The organism is Paenibacillus sp. J22R3 (assembly GCF_056269305.1).
This window is the reverse complement of sequence record NZ_JBWDNS010000001.1, coordinates 94,290-110,733: the sequence shown is the minus strand read 5'-3', so window position 1 is coordinate 110,733 and position 16,444 is coordinate 94,290. Positions and strand designations below refer to the sequence as shown.

Below are 16,444 nucleotides of genomic sequence, written 5' to 3'. Positions count from 1 at the left end.
GACAATAAAAGGGACTATTCCGTTCACACGCAATCGTGCGACGGAAAGTCCCAAGTAGCTCAATAAGTTCGATTAACGCTGCAAACGCCAGTACATATCATTCAAACGAAGTTCATTGCGGAAAGCCAGCGGATTCGTCGAGTTGTCGATGATGACACACTCAATGCCTGTCATCTCTGCCCAGTCCACCAACTGCTCAGCCGTAACCTCGTACGAGAAGACCGTATGATGTGCACCGCCTGCACGGATCCACGCTTCTGCGGAATCTTTAAGCGATGGCTGCGGCTTCCATAACACTCGCGCAACCGGAAGATTCGGCATATCATGCGGCGTTGCTACGGCATCGACAATGTTCACAATAAGGCGGAAACGATTGCCGACATCAATAAGCGATGCATTCACGGCTTGGCCGCTGCGACCGTTGAAGGTCATGCGTGCTGGATCAGCTTTGCCGCCTATGCCAAGCGGGTGAACCTCAAGGCGAGGCTTGCCCTCAGCGATCGTCGGGCAAATTTCGAGCATATGCGCGCCAAGAATGAGTTCATTGCCCGGCTCGAGATGATAGGTATAATCCTCCATAAAGGAAGTCCCTTTATTGCCCGCAATCGTCTTCATTACGCGTGTCAGTGCTGCCGTCTTCCAGTCGCCTTCACCACCGAAGCCATAACCTGCCTCCATCAAGCGCTGTACGGCCAGCCCTGGCAGCTGCTTCATACCGTGCAAATCCTCGAACGTTGTCGTAAACGCGGTGAAGCCGCCCTCTTGCAGGAATGCTTTCATCCCAAGCTCAATGCGTGCCTGTTCCCGAATTGATTCCCATTTGTCGGCGTTGGAACGAGTCTCCGGAGTAATTTCGTATGTCGCTTCGTATTCGTCAGTCAGCGTGTTCAGCTGCTCTTCCGTCACTTGCGCAATGCACGCTGCCAAATCGCCGATTCCGTAGCCGTTAATCGACCAGCCGAACTTAATTTGAGCTTCTACTTTGTCGCCTTCCGTTACAGCAACTTGGCGCATGTTGTCGCCGAAACGTGCTACTTTGAGGGAACGGCCTTCTGTAAAAGCAACCGCTGTGCGCATCCAGCCGGCGATCCGACCGCGCACCTCAGTATCTTCCCAATACCCAACAACAACTTTGCGGGCAATCCCCATTCGAGCACCGATAAATCCATATTCGCGATCACCGTGCGCGGATTGATTCAAGTTCATAAAATCCATATCAATGGTATCCCATGGGATATCGCGGTTAAACTGAGTGTGTAGGTGCAGCAGCGGCTTGCGAAGCTCGGATAAACCGGCGATCCACATCTTCGCGGGAGAGAAGGTATGCATCCATGTGATCAGACCCGCGCATTGCTCATCTGCATTAGCTGCAGCGCACAAGCTATAAATTTCTTCGGGAGTGGTCAGTACAGGTTTAAACACAACTTCATAAGTAATCGCTTCATCGCGATCCAACCCCTCAGCGATAATGCGGGAATGATCGGCAACCTCAAGCAGCGTTTCCGGACCGTAGAGATGCTGACTGCCGGTAACAAACCAGAATTGATAACGTTTAACTTGTATCACGTGAATACTCCTCCTCAGGATCCTGAATGAAATCAACTTGTACGAACATGATAGAAAAATCAAGCAGCATATCAGTCCGCATTCAGATCTTTAAGCCTAATTCAAGCTAAATATCCGAATATGTACAGCCAATAACTTGTACGTACAACCACCAACAACCTCATTGTACGCTCCCTCAGATCGGTTTTCAATACTTAATTATTAACGATTCTATACTTAACACTTGACACTGATACACTTTGTATCATAAATTACTATTAGTGGGGCCGAAGTGTAGCTTTTTCACTAGTACTAGATGTGAAGATTGAGTAAGGAGCTAGAAACTATGACGATGGGAGATCGATTAAGGGAACTGCGACTTCGAAAGCATATTTCACAAGAAGAAGTCGCGAGACAGATTGGCATTACCCGTTCTGCTTACAGTCATTACGAAATTAACAACCGCCAGCCGGTCTACGAAACGTTAAAGAAGCTTGCGATTCTGTTTAACGTTACTCTGGACTACATTATCGGCGGAGAGGCTGCAAGACCGGAAACGCCTGTAACTCCAGAAGCGATCGAAATTATCCGTATTCTAAACGGCATGGATCAGGAACGCCGAAAGCAATCCATCGATCGAATGATGGCGGTTATCAGGCAAGCTGACTAACGCTTCGCAGGGTTGCAGGCAGCGCGAACCAGATCATTGTCCCTTTATCCAAGGTACTGACAGCACCGATTGTGCCGCCATGTGCTTCAACAATTTCTTTGGCAATCGCGAGCCCCAAGCCGCTGCCGCCTTCTGCTGAGTTCCTGGAAATCTCTTTCTTGTAGAACCGGTCGAAAATAAAGGGCAAATGCTCTTCCTCAATTCCGCTGCCTGTATCGCTAACCGTTACGATGGTCCGGTTTGCTGTCTCATCGAAGAAAAAAGAAAGCGCTATCTCGCCCCCCTTCTCCGTATGTTTGATCGCATTGTAAATGACATTCGCAATCACTTGATCCATTCTCGGCAAATCCAGGCGCAGCATGATGCGGTTCTGTTGTTCCATTTCATGGGCATGTCCCTCCTGCTCGGAGTGCGCACTGTGAAAATCGCATCTGAACCGCATACCGCTGCTTATGACATCGATTTCGTAAAGATCATGCAGCTGTTGAATCCAGTGACCAAGCGGAACATTCGCAAAGTCGAACCTCGTCTGTCCAGCCTCCAGCTTCGTCAGCTCGAACAAATCGTGAATCAACCTGTTAAGTCCGCCGACCTTCCCAAGCATCATGCGCAAGTAGCGCTGCTGCTGCTCCTCCGTTTTGACAACTCCATCTTGAAAAGCTTCCAAATACCCTTGCAGAAGGGTAATCGGCGTGCGCAAATCATGCGAAATATTCGTCATCAAATGCCTTCTGGACGATTCTGATCGATGCAAGACTCGATTCGTTTGCTCCAGCGATTCATTCGCCGCACTCAGCTCCATCGTCCGCTCTTCAATCCGCTCCTCCAAATGCGCATTCAGCTCTCTCAGCTCACTTGAGACATGCTCTGCTCGATACATGGCGCTTGAGAATCTTTTTGAAATAATAAAAGACTGCATCAGCATGAAGAAGAACAATCCCAGCGGTATAAGCTGTGCATATAGAAACCATTCGTTGTAGAACAGCATGTCATTAAGCACCGTTACTACGAACACCGCTACCCCTGTAAGTACAAAAGCAGAGCCGATCCGCTTACGAACTTTAGCCGTAATTAGAACGATCAACGTATAGATGCTCACCGCTACGACGAAGATTTGAAACAATGAGATCTGCTTGGTGTACACGATTGCCGGGGTGAACAGCACGAATCCGACCAAGGAGGTACCGATCCCGATTACGAATGGGATGACGCGCTTGGAGGCGTCCATCGGAAATAACCGGTAGACGTACAAATAACCGGCTAGTGCGCTTAGTGAGAATGCGATATATTCGATCTTCATTCCAATCTCCCAGGAGAGCGGAATCAGCTGTAAAATATAATTTTCACCGGTTACGCCTGCTCTTGCGGCAATGAATAAGCATAGCAAGCCAAAATGAATCGTAAATCGCTCCTGCCTGCGGAAAGCATACAGACCGATGTGATAAATCCCGATGATTAATAGACTGCCCAGAATGAGGATCTCCTGGACAGATGCTTTCATCTGATTCGCCACGAGCGCATCGCTGTTGCCCATCTTGAAGGGAACCCAAATGCCCCCTTTGCGATGCTGGAAGTTGGACACCTGCACGACAAAATCAAGCTGCTGCTTGCCATCTGCATGAAAGGATACAATCCGCGGGAATTGCTGCGCTTTCGAAGTGCTTCTGCTAGTCCCGACTATGCCTTGCTCGGCAAGCAGCTTACCATCGATCCAGAACCTATAGCTGCTGAAAATATTCGGTACGCGTACAGCCAGCACACGATCCGTAGGTTGGATGAGTACAGATAATTTATATGTAGCATAACCTTGTCCATTCTTAATCCCGCTGTTTCCCGGATAGCTGTTCCAGGAACGCGGCACCGTTACATACTTGCCGTTGTCTCTTATCGCAAGCTCTGGGGTCAGCAGTTCCCCGCTGAAGAACGTCCACTCCCCGGTCAACGGGAGCTCGCCATCACGGTCAAACGACCAATTTCTAAGATCTAGCACACCTTGCTTCGCAGCAGGATTCTCCCCGCCGCTCGGGGCACTGCAGCCTGCGAGCAGGAGCATGGGGAACAAAATGAGGATAAAAGTTCGGAATAATCGGCGAATCATAGCAGCCTCCCGGAAAATCGTTGATTGCTCACCCCTCCCTCCATTCGCTATAATAGCCTAGGAAGAGGGGGAAGATGGAGATGAATGGTAGCAAAATTCTTGTCGTTGACGATGAAGCCGATATTACCGAGCTGATTACTTTATATATGGAACGAGAAGGTTTTGAAGTACATACGACAGACAACGGTGAAGATGCCGTCCTGCTCGCAGCCGGGCTAAAGCCGGATATGATCCTGCTGGACATCTCACTCAAGAATCTGGATGGTTTCGAAGTGTGCAAGCACATCCGAGCGATTTCCAACGTTCCCATATTGTTCATAAGCTGTAAGAGCGATGATACTGACATTATACATGGACTTACGGTAGGCGGCGATGATTATATGACCAAGCCTTTCAGTCCAAGTCAGCTTGTCGCTCGTGTTAAAGCACACCTGCGCCGCCAATCTGTGATCGGTCAATATTCGATTGACCGCGCTGTAGGCGAAGTGCTGGAATACGATGGTTTACGAATTGATTTGCCTGCACGGACCGTTCATCTGGGCAGCAAAGAAGTCTTCCTATCGGCTAAGGAGTTCGAGCTTCTTGTCCGCTTAGCCAAAACACCGAACCGCGCTTTTGCACTCGATGATCTGTACACGATCGTTTGGGGACATGATAGTATGGGCGATACTCGCACATTAATGGTTCATGTCAGCAATTTGCGCAAGAAAATCGAGCCCGACCCTGCTAACCCGATCTACATCGTCACCGTTCGGGGAGTAGGCTACAAATTCAACGCCAAGGAAGGTTACAACACACATGTACAACGCTGATTTATGGAAAGATTACGAACTACTCGATACCGGCAATGGCGAGAAGCTTGAGCGCTGGGGCGGTTACGTGCTGCGCAGACCAGACCCACAAGTGATTTGGCCGATCGCGAATGAATCCGGATTGTGGAAGACAGCAGATGGCCACTATCACCGAAGCTCCTCAGGCGGCGGAGAATGGGAATTCCGCACGAAAATGCCGGAACGCTGGTCCATCTCGTACGGCGAGCTAAAGTTTCATATTAAACCGACTAGCTTCAAGCATACCGGACTATTCCCGGAGCAGGCTGTCAACTGGACCTGGATGATGGATAAGATCCGTAAAGCCGGTCGTCCTATCCGCGTGCTGAACTTGTTTGCTTATACAGGCGGAGCTACTGTGGCAGCAGCTGCAGCCGGCGCGGAAGTGTGCCATGTCGATGCCGCTAAAGGAATGGTTCAGTGGGCCAAGGAAAATGCCGAGCTATCCGGTCTCAGCACAGCTCCTGTTCGATACATAACCGATGATGTATTCAAATTTGTGCAGCGCGAGCAGCGCCGCGGCAGTAAGTACGACGCCATCATTATGGATCCGCCTTCCTACGGACGCGGACCAAACGGCGAAACCTGGAAGCTGGAGCAGAATCTCTATCCGTTTCTTGAGTTCTGCACGACGATACTTACAGAGAATCCTCTGTTCGTGCTAGTGAATTCGTATACCACAGGACTGTCGCCAACAGTTCTTCACAATATGCTGCATATGACGGTTGGCCGTAAACATACCGGCTCCATCCACTGCGGCGAGATCGGCATCCCTATTTCCGCATCCGGGCTTACACTGCCATGCGGTATCTTGGGACGTTGGGAGGGTAAGTAAGATGGGGAATGACCCAATTACAGTGCCGGCCCCGCTTCTGCCTGTGCTGTATGAGGACAACCATCTGCTTGCCGTCATTAAACCTCCGGGAATGTTATCACAGGCCGATGAAACGGGCGAAATGGATATGGTTACACTGCTGAAGGACGACCTTAAAGCTCGTTATCAGAAACCGGGCAATGTGTATGTCGGACTTGTACATCGTTTGGATCGTCCCGTAGGCGGCGCCATGCTGTTTGCGAAGACATCCAAAGCAGCTTCCCGTCTGTCAGAGTCTGTTCGCAGCCGCTCATTCGATAAGCTGTATGTAGCCGTTGTTCATGGCTCCCCTGCGGCGGCCAATGGCCGATTGCGTCATTACCTGCGTAAAGATGCCGGCAGAAACATCGTGACCGTTCATCAGAAGCAGGTTCCGGAGTCCAAAGAAGCCATTCTGGATTATGCGGTTGTCGCCAAACAAGGCGGACTCTCTCTTATCGCCGTGAAGCTGCTGACAGGCCGCTCGCATCAGATTAGAGCCCAGATGGCTGAAATCGGCTGTCCGCTCGTCTATGATCGCAAATACGGCGCTCCTGCCGTTCAAGGCGAACAAGATATAGCATTATGGTCGACATCCATAGGAGTAGCGCATCCCGTAACGAAAGAATGGCTAACCATTCATGCCTTGCCTCCGAAGACGGAGCCGTGGAGCCGGTTTCGCGATGACGATTTCATCCGGGCACGTTCAATTCTGCCGCTGGAAGGAATGTAGGCCTATGTATAGACACAAATTAGGGCTGCTCAGCCTACTCGTCCTCGCCCTGCTCTTGCTAAGCAGCTGCGGGAGCGGTCCGCACTTGGAGCCTGATCCTGAGAATCAACCGGAAACGGTGCAGGAGCCTCCTCCGAAAGTGGAACCTCCGGCATCCGAAACCAAACCCGACCAGGCACCAGACAACGCTGGGGATACCGCTAATCAATCGCCAAATGATGACGGCAATTTATCCCAACCTGATAATCAAGACGCTGAGAGCACGCCTCCAGCCCCTGAGAAGTCGGTTGATGCGCTTTGGATCGCCGTCGGTGACATTATGATGCATATGCCGCAGCTTCCCGGTGCCTATAACGAGAAAACGAAGAAATACAATTTCGAGCATTTCTTTAAGCCGATGAAGCCGATTCTCGAGCAAGGCGATTGGACACTAGCCAATCTCGAAACACCGATTGCCGGCAAGTCGCTCGGTTATTCCGGTTATCCACGCTTCAATGCGCCGACCGAGCTTGGGGATGCGCTCAAGTATGCCGGCTTCACAACCGTTACGACAGCTAACAATCATGCTCTCGATCGCGGTGCCAAAGGTATCTCACTGACGCTTGAGAAGCTGGATGAGCTTGGCTTCGAAACGAAAGGCACGGCACGCTCGCGGGCGGAAGCCGACCGAATTGTTATTGCAAAGCGCAAAGGCATCGCAATGGGGCTGCTCGCTTACACATACGGTACGAACGGCATTCCACTACCCAAAGATCAGCCGTACGCCGTATCCTTGATCGATGAAGCGAAGATCATCAGCGACATCGAGAAGCTGCGCACGGCCGGCGCTGACTTCATTACGGTCGTGCTGCATTTCGGCATTGAATATCAGACGCAACCGAATGACGTTCAGAAGAATCTGGCACGCAAGCTGATCGCAGCCGGTGCCGACATCATTGCCGGCTCGCACCCGCATGTTGTTCAGCCCTATGAGATTGTTGAAGCGGCTGAACCCGGCGGCTCCGTCAGAAAAGGACTCATTATTTATTCCATGGGTAATTTCATTTCGAATCAACGCGGCGATTCAAAGGATTATGGTGTCGTCTTCAAAGTCAACATTCACAAAGACGGTCCCACAGGTAAAACGTCGATTCAGAATGTCGAGGCCCTGCCTACTTGGGTGCACCGGGTTACCAGCAAAGGCGTGACCAACTATAATGTGGTTCCGCTGCAGCAGGTTATTGCCTCCAAGTCGCTTAAGGATCTCTCAGGAGCGGATTACTCGACACTCAAACAGATGTACAACCAGCTCATGAAAAGACTCAAATCCATGTCAGGCAAGCCGTTCCAGGTAACTGACGGACTAAACCAATAGACTTTCAAGTAGTGGCTGAACCGGAATTTCCGGGACAGCCACTTTTCTATTTGACTAAGGTTTAAGAACTACAATAGATACAATTAATAACTGATGTATGATTGAAAATGTTGCACCGCATAATCAAAAGGCCTGTACACAGCAGTTCCACGTCGGAACATACTGATGCACAGGCCTTTTTCTATTGCAGAAGCCCTCTCAGGCCTTGCTTGTTTGATCACATATGTACAACCTAAGAATTGGCTACCTTGCCAAGCAGATAAACCAGCAGCTGTTGATTATGGGACGAGATCCGGTCAAGCGCTTCACTGATGTACGCATCACGAATGGCGATACCGCGTGCAGCTTCGACTTGACCTTTGTCGGTCACGGTCACCCAAACGATACGTCGATCACTCTCATCACGGTTACGCACGACGAGGCCGCCGCGCTCCATTCGGTCAAGCAGCGTCGTTATAGCAGCGGGTGTCGTTTCCAAGTATCCGAGCAAATCCGAGGGTTTCATCGGTTGATGCACCAGCAGCAGCTCCAATACACTCAATTGTCCTTCCGTTAATCCGGGAGCCAGTTCTTCCTCCAGATGCGACTTCCATTCCTTCGTCATCTTCATCCACAACCGGGCAAATTCCGCAGAAACGATGACCATCACCCGCCTTCTGTCCGATTTTATCTTATACCTTATTATACCATGCCGAAATGTCGAATATAAGGTTAATGCAGTTAATATTTTGTCTGACTAATCGCTACAAAAGAGAACCATTTGACAGGATTAGACATACATTGGTGGTATAGGCTGTTGTACCGGCTCGAAATTAGGAATGGAGCGTGATCCGCACTATGGAGGAGCGCAAGCTCGAACTTGTACGTAAACTATCGCAAATCGGCATACAAAAAGACCCACAATGGGTTGATCGGCTTGATGAACCAGCCCCATTGTGGGTCGTGCTTGAGCTTATTGTAGAAATGATGGAGCGACGTGATTCTCCCCACCAGCCATTTGATTGAGCATTACAGATCGGCGCGAACAAAGAACGTCGTCAATACATCCTTCTTATCGACCGCTGTTACCGCGCGGCCAGTCGATTTCCGATCATCAATCGGCGCTTTCTCTGTCGAAACGATCTGATTGGTGCCGGCTGCCGATAGCAGCACCAGGTCACGTGCTTCCTTGCAGTGAAGACCGCCGATGAGACCGACACCATTCGAGCGGACACGAGCGCCTTCTTTAAACTCGAAGGTTGCGACGCCTTTGCCGCCTCGACCTTGAATCGGATAATCAAGCAGCAAGGAACGTTTGCCGTAACCAAGCTCCGTGAGGACAAGCACTTCGCCTTCGTCACCAGACACCCACTCTGCAGCGACAATTTCATCGCCATCACGAACGGTAATGCCTCGAACACCGGCAGCTACGCGGCCCATCGGATTCACTTCACTCTCAGGGAAACGGATACTCATGCCGTTCTTCGTAATGAGCAGCAGCTCCTTGCTGTTGTCGCTGAGCGAAACACGCAATACATCATCACCATCAGCCAGCTTCACAGCCGCGATGGCAGTGGAACGCGATGATTTATATTCCTTCAGCTCCGTCCGTTTCACTTGTCCTCGTTTCGTGACGAAGACCAGCGTACGATCCGGCACTTCAAAGTCCTTCACAGGAATGACGCTAATGATGCTGTCGTCCTTCGGCATCGGCACGACGTTAACGACCGCAGTCCCCGTATCCTTCCACTTAAACTCCGGAATTTGATGGACAGGCAGTTGATAATACATCCCTTTGCGCGTGAACAGAAGCAGCTGATCAATTGTATTCACATCAAGCAGCGTGCGAATAACGTCGCCTTCCTTAACGCCTGCGCTTCCGAGCTCGCCGCCGGAACGAGTGAACGATAGCTTCGAAGTCCGCTTGATATAACCGTCTTGGCTAAGTGTAACCAGTACATCTTCAGCAGCGACGATTACCTCAAGGTTAACCTTCAGCTCTTCCACTTCACCTTGAATGCCGGAGCGACGGTCGATGCCGTATTTCTCGCGAATTTCCATCAGCTCTTCTTTGATTACAGAGCGCAGCTTCTTCTCGCTGTCTAGAATCGAACGCAAATACGTAATTTTCTTCTGAATATCCTTCAATTCTTTCTCAATCGAAGTAATCTCCAGATTCGTTAGACGGTATAATTGGAGCGTCAGAATCGCATCTGCTTGGCGCTCTGAGAACGTAAACTTCGCCACCAAGTTCTGCTGTGCATCCTGCCGATTCTTGGACGCTTTAATCGTTGCGATGATTTCATCCAGCAGGTTAAGCGCCTTCGCCAAACCTTCCAGTACATGTGCGCGGTCTTCCGCTTTCTCAAGCTCGTACTTGGAACGCTCGGTTACCACTTCTCTCTGATGCGCGATGTACGCGGTCAGCATATCCTTCAGACCGAGCTGTTTCGGCGTTTTGTTCACAATCGCAACCATGTTGAAGTTGTAGGCGACCTGAAGATCTGTTTTCTTCAGCAAATACGCCAATATTCCTTGCGCATCCGCATCCTTCTTCAGCTCGACGACAATGCGAAGCCCGTTACGACCGCTTTCATCACGAACCTCGGCGATGCCTTCGACCTTCTTCTCGATCCGAATGTTCTCCATTGCCGTAACAAGGCGCGACTTGACGACCTGATACGGAATTTCCGTAATGACGATCTGTTGGCGTCCGCCCTTCATGTCTTCGATCATCGATTTGGAGCGGTGATAAATCCGGCCCTTCCCGCTCAAGTAAGCATCGCGGATACCGTCCTCACCCATGATGAGTCCGCCTGTAGGGAAATCGGGACCCTTCACAATATCCATCAGCTGTGCAAGCTCGATGTCCGGGTTGTCCATTACGGCATTACAAGCGTCGATCACTTCACGCAAGTTATGCGGCGGAATTTCCGTCGCGAAACCGGAGGAAATCCCGCTAACCCCATTAACGAGCAGGTTGGGATACCGCGATGGCAGCACAACCGGCTCTTTCGTCGTATTATCGAAATTGTCTTTGAATAAGACCGTTCGTTTCTCGATATCACGAAGCAGCTCCATCGCAATCGGCGATAGACGTGCCTCGGTATAACGCATTGCTGCCGCCGGGTCATCATCGATCGAGCCCCAGTTTCCATGGCCATCAATGAGCATATGCCCCATTTTCCAGGGCTGTGCCATACGGACCATACCTTCATAGATGGAGGAATCGCCGTGCGGATGATAATTACCCATTACATCACCGACCGTCTTGGCCGATTTGCGATACCCTTTGTCAGGCGTGTTGCCTGCATCATACATCGCGTACAAAATACGCCGCTGCACCGGTTTCAATCCGTCTCGTACATCGGGAATGGCGCGGTCCTGAATGATGTATTTGGAATAGCGCCCGAAGCGGTCACCCACGACCTCCTCAAGATACGCCGGCAAAAACTGTTCCAGGATACTCATGCCGAAACTCTCCTCAACTGTTATTCAACATATTCGGTAAAATCAACATTCTCAACGATCCAGCGTTTACGCGGATCTACTTTGTCGCCCATGAGCGTGGATACGCGGCGTTCCGCCTTAGCTGCATCTTCAATTTGAACTTGCAGCAGCGTACGCGTCTCTGAATTCATCGTCGTTTCCCACAACTGGTCGGGGTTCATCTCGCCGAGTCCTTTATAACGCTGCAGCTCAAAGTTCTTGCCGAACTCCTTCAAATAATTCTGGAGCTGCTCATCTGACCAAGCGTACCGAACGGTCTCAAGCTTACCGGATTTACGCGTAATCTTATAAAGCGGCGGCTGCGCAATAAAGACGCGGCCCAAGTCAATCAAAGGCTTCATATAGCGGTAGAAGAACGTCAGGAGCAGCACTTGAATATGCGCGCCGTCCGTATCCGCATCCGTCATAATGATGATTTTGCTATAATTACACGATTCCGCGTCGAATTCAGGTCCAATGCCTGCGCCGATCGCCGCGATAACCGCCTTGTATTCGTCGTTTTTAAGAATATCGAGCAGCTTCGCCTTCTCCGGATTCATCGGTTTTCCCTTGAGCGGAAGAATCGCTTGAAACTTGGAGTCACGGCCTTGCTTCGCGGAACCGCCTGCGGAGTCACCTTCTACGATAAACAGCTCCGTACGGGTAACATCCTTCGATTGTGCCGGCGTCAGCTTGCCGCCAAGATTGGAGCTTTCGCTCTTCTTCTTGCCGCTGCGGATTTCGTCACGCGCTTTACGTGCAGCCTCGCGGGCTCTGGATGCCTGAACCGCTTTCTTCAACAGCATTTGCGCAACTTGCGGATTTTCCTCCAAGAAAACCTGCATTTTGTCAGAGACGATCGCATCTACAACACTTCTGGCCGAAGAGCTGCCGAGCTGATCCTTCGTTTGACCCACAAATTCAACTTCGGACATTTTGATGTTAATGACCGCCATCATGCCTTCGCGCAGGTCATTGCCGTCGAGGTTCTTATCTTTCTCCTTGATCATTGCGTTCTTGCGCGCATAATCGTTCATTACACGTGTATACGCGGTTCGGAATCCGGTCTCATGCGTACCGCCGCCGCGTGTTGGGATTGAGTTTACGAACGAGGCCAATGTTTCGGTGTAGCCGTCGTTGTATTGCAAAGCCACCTCAACTTCAATTTCATCACGTTCACCAGCAAAGTGAACGACATCATGCAGCACCGTTTTGTCTTCATTCAGAAACTGAACAAACTGACGCGCGCCGCCTTCATAATGAAATTGGTCTTGTTTGCCGCTGCGATCGTCCTTTACCGTTACCTTCAACCCGGAGTTCAGGAACGCGATCTCCTGCAGACGCTCCGAAAGCGTATCATAATTAATTGAAATATTACCGTGGAAAACACGTGAATCCGGCTTAAAAGTTACTTTCGTGCCTGTACGATTCGTATTCCCGGTTACGACGAGTCCTGTTACGGGTTCTCCGACATGCTCTTTGCCCGCATCATCGATCCAATACTCGAAGCGCTGCTTATGTATTTTACCATCGCGGTAAATTTCCACTTCAAGCCACTCCGACAACGCATTCGTTACGGATGCGCCAACGCCATGCAAACCGCCGGATTTCTTATATCCGCCGCCGCCGAACTTACCGCCCGCATGCAAGATCGTAAAGACAACCTGAGGCGTGGGAATACCGGTCTTATGCATGCCGGTAGGAATACCGCGGCCATTGTCCTTTACAGTAATCGACCCATCATTATGGATCGTTACGTCGATGGCAGAGCAGAACTTTGCCAGATGCTCGTCAACCGCGTTGTCGACGATTTCCCAGACAAGGTGATGCAAGCCCGAAGTGCTCGTGCTGCCGATATACATCCCGGGCCGTTTCCGAACAGCGGTCAGCCCTTCCAGCACCTGGATGTCGTCTGCACCATAGCTGTCGGCACCCAAATTCGCTTCGCCCGCAAGATTTAACTGCTCAGTCATAGGGTCCTCCTAATAAAATTAATTGCGCTTCCTTGCATTCTTTTTCCATTCAAGCCGATTCGCTCACTTCAAGCTATTCTAATTCATGATGTCCTGTTTCGTAAAGACACCGAATGAAACGATAAGTCCGATTGCCGACCAAATCGCGAGGATAATCAAGGAAAATGAAAGTGTCATGCCTTGAATTGGCGGCGGGGAGCCTGCTAAATAATCCGTTAGCTGCAAATTGACCGCGAAAACATATTTGGCGCTTTCCCATGATGATGACATACTCGACAAGATCGTACCTGCGATGACAGCCGCCATCATCGTCACGATACTCGCCGCCGTGCTTCGCACAAGAACAGATACCATGAGCGCCAGAATGGCAACGGTCATGGATGAGACCCAGATCAGTCCGCCCTCCATGAGCACGAACAGCCACTGTGGAACGGCATGTACATACGAGCTCTCCATTGTAGAGCCTTGGATGACAAATCCTGTAAACACCGGTATTTGCCAGCCGGAATACCCGAATACCGCGCCTGATATAAGATAACAGAGAATGGCGCTGACCACAACGGTTAATGAAACATAGAACGTTAAAGCGATGAGCTTGCTCAGTAAAATTTTCCAACGCCTTACAGGTCTTGTGAGAAGCATCTTTATGGTTCCTGTCGAACGTTCGCCGGACACGAGGTCAGAGGCGATGGCAAGCACCAGCAGTGGATAAAAGAGCGTTACGGCATTCGACATAAAGCTTCGAGTAAACGTTACACCGTTAGGTGAGTTAGGATTTACATCGTGATCCAAATAATACTGAAGCTGTTGAACGGCAATTCGGCGGTTACGCTTCCACTCTTCCGGAATGCGTTCGCTTGAGAGCATATTTTGATACTCATTGATCTGCTGAACAAGCTGATTCCGCCAATCGGCGAAGTTTTTGCGATTGGTTTCCGCAATTTTCATTTGGGCATAGGTAAAGATGGGAATGAGTACGAGCAGAACAAGTACAACTACGTAGAAACGCTTCTTCTTCCATATCTTGAGCGTCTCATTCTGAATGAGCGGCAGCAGTCTATCCAATGCTCTCACCTTCCGTCATTTGCAAAAATAGTTCTTCCAGCGTTGGCGTTATCTTCTGTACCGACACGATGCCAATACCGGCATGTACGGCTTTCTCAACAATAGCCGAAATAGATTCAGCCCCCATAGAGGTGATGATGGCATCTTTCAATCCTGCCAATATGCTTTCATCGATTCGATGCTCGCCTTCACCAATTAATCGGATATTAGTCTCTGCTGCAAGCAGCTTCCTGCCCGCTTCTGTATCATCGAATTGCCAGACGACATAGCTGCCGGTCTGATTCACAAGCTCGTCAACGGAGCCAACTGCAAGCACTTCACCGTGACTGATAATCGCAACACGGTCGCACATCAGCTGAATTTCGCTTAACAAATGGCTTGAAATAAACAAGCTCATCCCCTGATCCGCGAGCATACGAACAAACTCACGAAGCTCTTTAATCCCTTTCGGATCGAGACCATTCGTCGGTTCATCCAGGATAAGCAGCTTCGGTCTGCCAAGCAGCGCTTGTGCAATGCCAAGACGCTGACGCATGCCAAGCGAATACGTCTTCACTTTATCGTGAATGCGCTGCTGCAAGCCGACGATAGCGACAACCTCAGCAATGCGTTCTTGTCCAATCCCACGCTGCATACGGGCAAAATGCTCTAAGTTCTCCCAGCCGGTCATATAGGCGTAAACCTCTGGGTTCTCTACGATACAGCCGATATGGCTGAGCGCTCTCTCCGGATCACGCTGCACATTGCTGCCACAAATCAGGATCTCGCCTGAGGTTTGCTTAATCAGTCCGACAAGCATACGAATCGTAGTTGTTTTACCTGATCCGTTGGGACCAAGAAAGCCGAAGATTTCACCGTTTTTCACTTCAAAAGAGACGTTTTTTATGATCATTTTACCGCCAATCCGCTTCTTCACATCTTTAACGGAGAGGACGATTTCTGTTTCCGGAATGGTTTGTACGCTCATTAGACAGGTCTCCTATTTCAGCGACTGCACGATACGTGCCGCAATTTGTGCGTAGCCTTCGTGGTTGGGATGAAAATGATCGCTCGACAGATAAATATCAATGGACCGTTCAAACATATCGAATGAAGGCACCAAGGTCATGTTCGGATAGTTGTGCAGAATCGAATAGGCTTCCTCGTTCCACTTCTGAACTTCCAGACTGCCGTCTCTAAGGTCCGTAATATTATAAAATGGGTTATATAGGCCTGTGTACACCACTTGCGCGTTAGGATTGATTTCGTGCAGCAGCTTGATCACTTTCGACAATCGGTCGATGCCTTTGGGCAGCTCCTTCTTCAGCGTATCCAGACTAATTTCTCCCGTCACGTCACCGGCTGATTGACCGTTTGCGATTTGGAATAAGTCATTTCCTCCGATAGTGAAAACAATGAGATTAGCTTGCTGCAAAGAATAGCGATACCCCTTGTCCGTACTAAGCAAATGCGCGAGTTGATCGGCCCTCAAGCCGTTTATAGACAAATTGTTGTTCAATTTGACAGGAATCAGCGGATATTTCTTCTTAAGCAGCGTTACGACTTGCTTGACATAACCTTCTCCTGTAGCATCGCCCGTCCCCTTCGTGAGCGAATCGCCAATCGCGGTAATGTTGATGGCCTTGCTGCTGCCAAGGTTGCTTGACTCCGGCTGCGCCGGCTTCCCCTGCTCCCCTGTGTAAACTTCTGCTTGCGGATACAGCATATCCTTCACCGCATAGCCAAACCCGCCGATCAACAGCAATGTCGAGATCAGAGCTGAAATACCGATCGTTGTCCATAACACGCCGGAAGATGCACTTCTCATGTTAATAACGCTCCTTCTACCTATATCGAACCCTTAACGGTAAATTAA

General features: G+C 50.1%; 14 protein-coding genes. 6 read left to right on the top strand and 8 right to left on the bottom strand.

Annotated elements, in window-relative coordinates; translation table 11 throughout:
• Positions 1–72 precede the first annotated feature (72 nt).
• The gene (gene araA / locus AC0YN4_RS00485) at positions 73–1,563 is read right to left on the bottom strand and encodes an L-arabinose isomerase (RefSeq protein WP_475781001.1); all 1,491 of its coding nucleotides are present in this window, start codon (positions 1,561–1,563) and stop codon (positions 73–75) included.
• Between the two features lie 328 nt (positions 1,564–1,891).
• Here araA and AC0YN4_RS00480 point away from each other — a divergent pair, with 328 nt between their 5' ends.
• Positions 1,892–2,215, top strand: a complete 324-nt coding sequence (locus AC0YN4_RS00480) for a helix-turn-helix domain-containing protein (protein ID WP_475780523.1) — start codon at positions 1,892–1,894, stop codon at positions 2,213–2,215.
• Here AC0YN4_RS00480 and AC0YN4_RS00475 read toward each other — a convergent pair.
• Positions 2,199–4,313, bottom strand: a complete 2,115-nt coding sequence (locus AC0YN4_RS00475; protein ID WP_475834836.1) for a sensor histidine kinase — start codon at positions 4,311–4,313, stop codon at positions 2,199–2,201. The two genes, AC0YN4_RS00480 and AC0YN4_RS00475, sit on opposite strands and share 17 nt — an antisense overlap.
• 80 nt (positions 4,314–4,393) lie before the next feature.
• Here AC0YN4_RS00475 and AC0YN4_RS00470 point away from each other — a divergent pair, with 80 nt between their 5' ends.
• From AC0YN4_RS00470 to AC0YN4_RS00455, 4 genes are read left to right on the top strand one after another with little or no spacing between them, the layout of a single operon-like run.
• The gene (locus tag AC0YN4_RS00470) at positions 4,394–5,125 is read left to right on the top strand and encodes a response regulator (protein WP_475834835.1); all 732 of its coding nucleotides are present in this window, start codon (positions 4,394–4,396) and stop codon (positions 5,123–5,125) included.
• On the top strand, positions 5,112–5,978 hold the full coding sequence (locus AC0YN4_RS00465; protein WP_475780520.1) for a class I SAM-dependent methyltransferase: 867 nt from the start codon (positions 5,112–5,114) through the stop codon (positions 5,976–5,978). The genes AC0YN4_RS00470 and AC0YN4_RS00465 overlap by 14 nt, the downstream gene beginning before the upstream one ends.
• Position 5,979: 1 nt before the next feature.
• On the top strand, positions 5,980–6,729 hold the full coding sequence (locus tag AC0YN4_RS00460; protein ID WP_475780519.1) for an RluA family pseudouridine synthase: 750 nt from the start codon (positions 5,980–5,982) through the stop codon (positions 6,727–6,729).
• Positions 6,730–6,733: 4 nt separating this feature from the next.
• Positions 6,734–8,083, top strand: a complete 1,350-nt coding sequence (locus AC0YN4_RS00455) for a CapA family protein (protein WP_475834834.1) — start codon at positions 6,734–6,736, stop codon at positions 8,081–8,083.
• Positions 8,084–8,315: 232 nt separating this feature from the next.
• Here AC0YN4_RS00455 and AC0YN4_RS00450 read toward each other — a convergent pair whose 3' ends face one another.
• On the bottom strand, positions 8,316–8,723 hold the full coding sequence (locus AC0YN4_RS00450; protein ID WP_090978484.1) for a MarR family winged helix-turn-helix transcriptional regulator: 408 nt from the start codon (positions 8,721–8,723) through the stop codon (positions 8,316–8,318).
• 197 nt (positions 8,724–8,920) lie between these two features.
• Between AC0YN4_RS00450 and AC0YN4_RS00445 the strand changes: the two genes are divergently transcribed.
• Positions 8,921–9,088, top strand: a complete 168-nt coding sequence (locus AC0YN4_RS00445; protein ID WP_177245690.1) for a hypothetical protein — start codon at positions 8,921–8,923, stop codon at positions 9,086–9,088.
• 3 nt (positions 9,089–9,091) lie between these two features.
• Here AC0YN4_RS00445 and gyrA read toward each other — a convergent pair whose 3' ends face one another.
• From gyrA to AC0YN4_RS00420, 5 genes are all read right to left on the bottom strand, one after another.
• Positions 9,092–11,533 (bottom strand): DNA gyrase subunit A, encoded by a 2,442-nt coding sequence (gyrA, locus tag AC0YN4_RS00440; RefSeq protein ID WP_475780517.1) that lies wholly within the window; start codon positions 11,531–11,533, stop codon positions 9,092–9,094.
• 20 nt (positions 11,534–11,553) lie between these two features.
• A complete protein-coding gene (gene parE, locus AC0YN4_RS00435) occupies positions 11,554–13,524 on the bottom strand; it encodes a DNA topoisomerase IV subunit B (RefSeq protein WP_475780516.1) in 1,971 nt (656 codons plus the stop codon).
• Between the two features lie 78 nt (positions 13,525–13,602).
• Positions 13,603–14,589: an ABC transporter permease gene (locus AC0YN4_RS00430; RefSeq protein ID WP_475780515.1), complete on the bottom strand. Its 987-nt coding sequence runs from the start codon at positions 14,587–14,589 to the stop codon at positions 13,603–13,605.
• Positions 14,582–15,556 (bottom strand): ABC transporter ATP-binding protein, encoded by a 975-nt coding sequence (locus AC0YN4_RS00425; RefSeq protein WP_475834833.1) that lies wholly within the window; start codon positions 15,554–15,556, stop codon positions 14,582–14,584. Before AC0YN4_RS00425 ends, AC0YN4_RS00430 begins: the two co-directional genes overlap by 8 nt.
• Positions 15,557–15,568: 12 nt before the next feature.
• Positions 15,569–16,396 carry a GDSL-type esterase/lipase family protein gene (locus AC0YN4_RS00420; protein ID WP_475834832.1) on the bottom strand — a complete coding sequence of 276 codons (828 nt, stop codon included), beginning with the start codon at positions 16,394–16,396 and terminating at the stop codon, positions 15,569–15,571.
• Between the last annotated feature and the right edge of the window lie 48 nt (positions 16,397–16,444).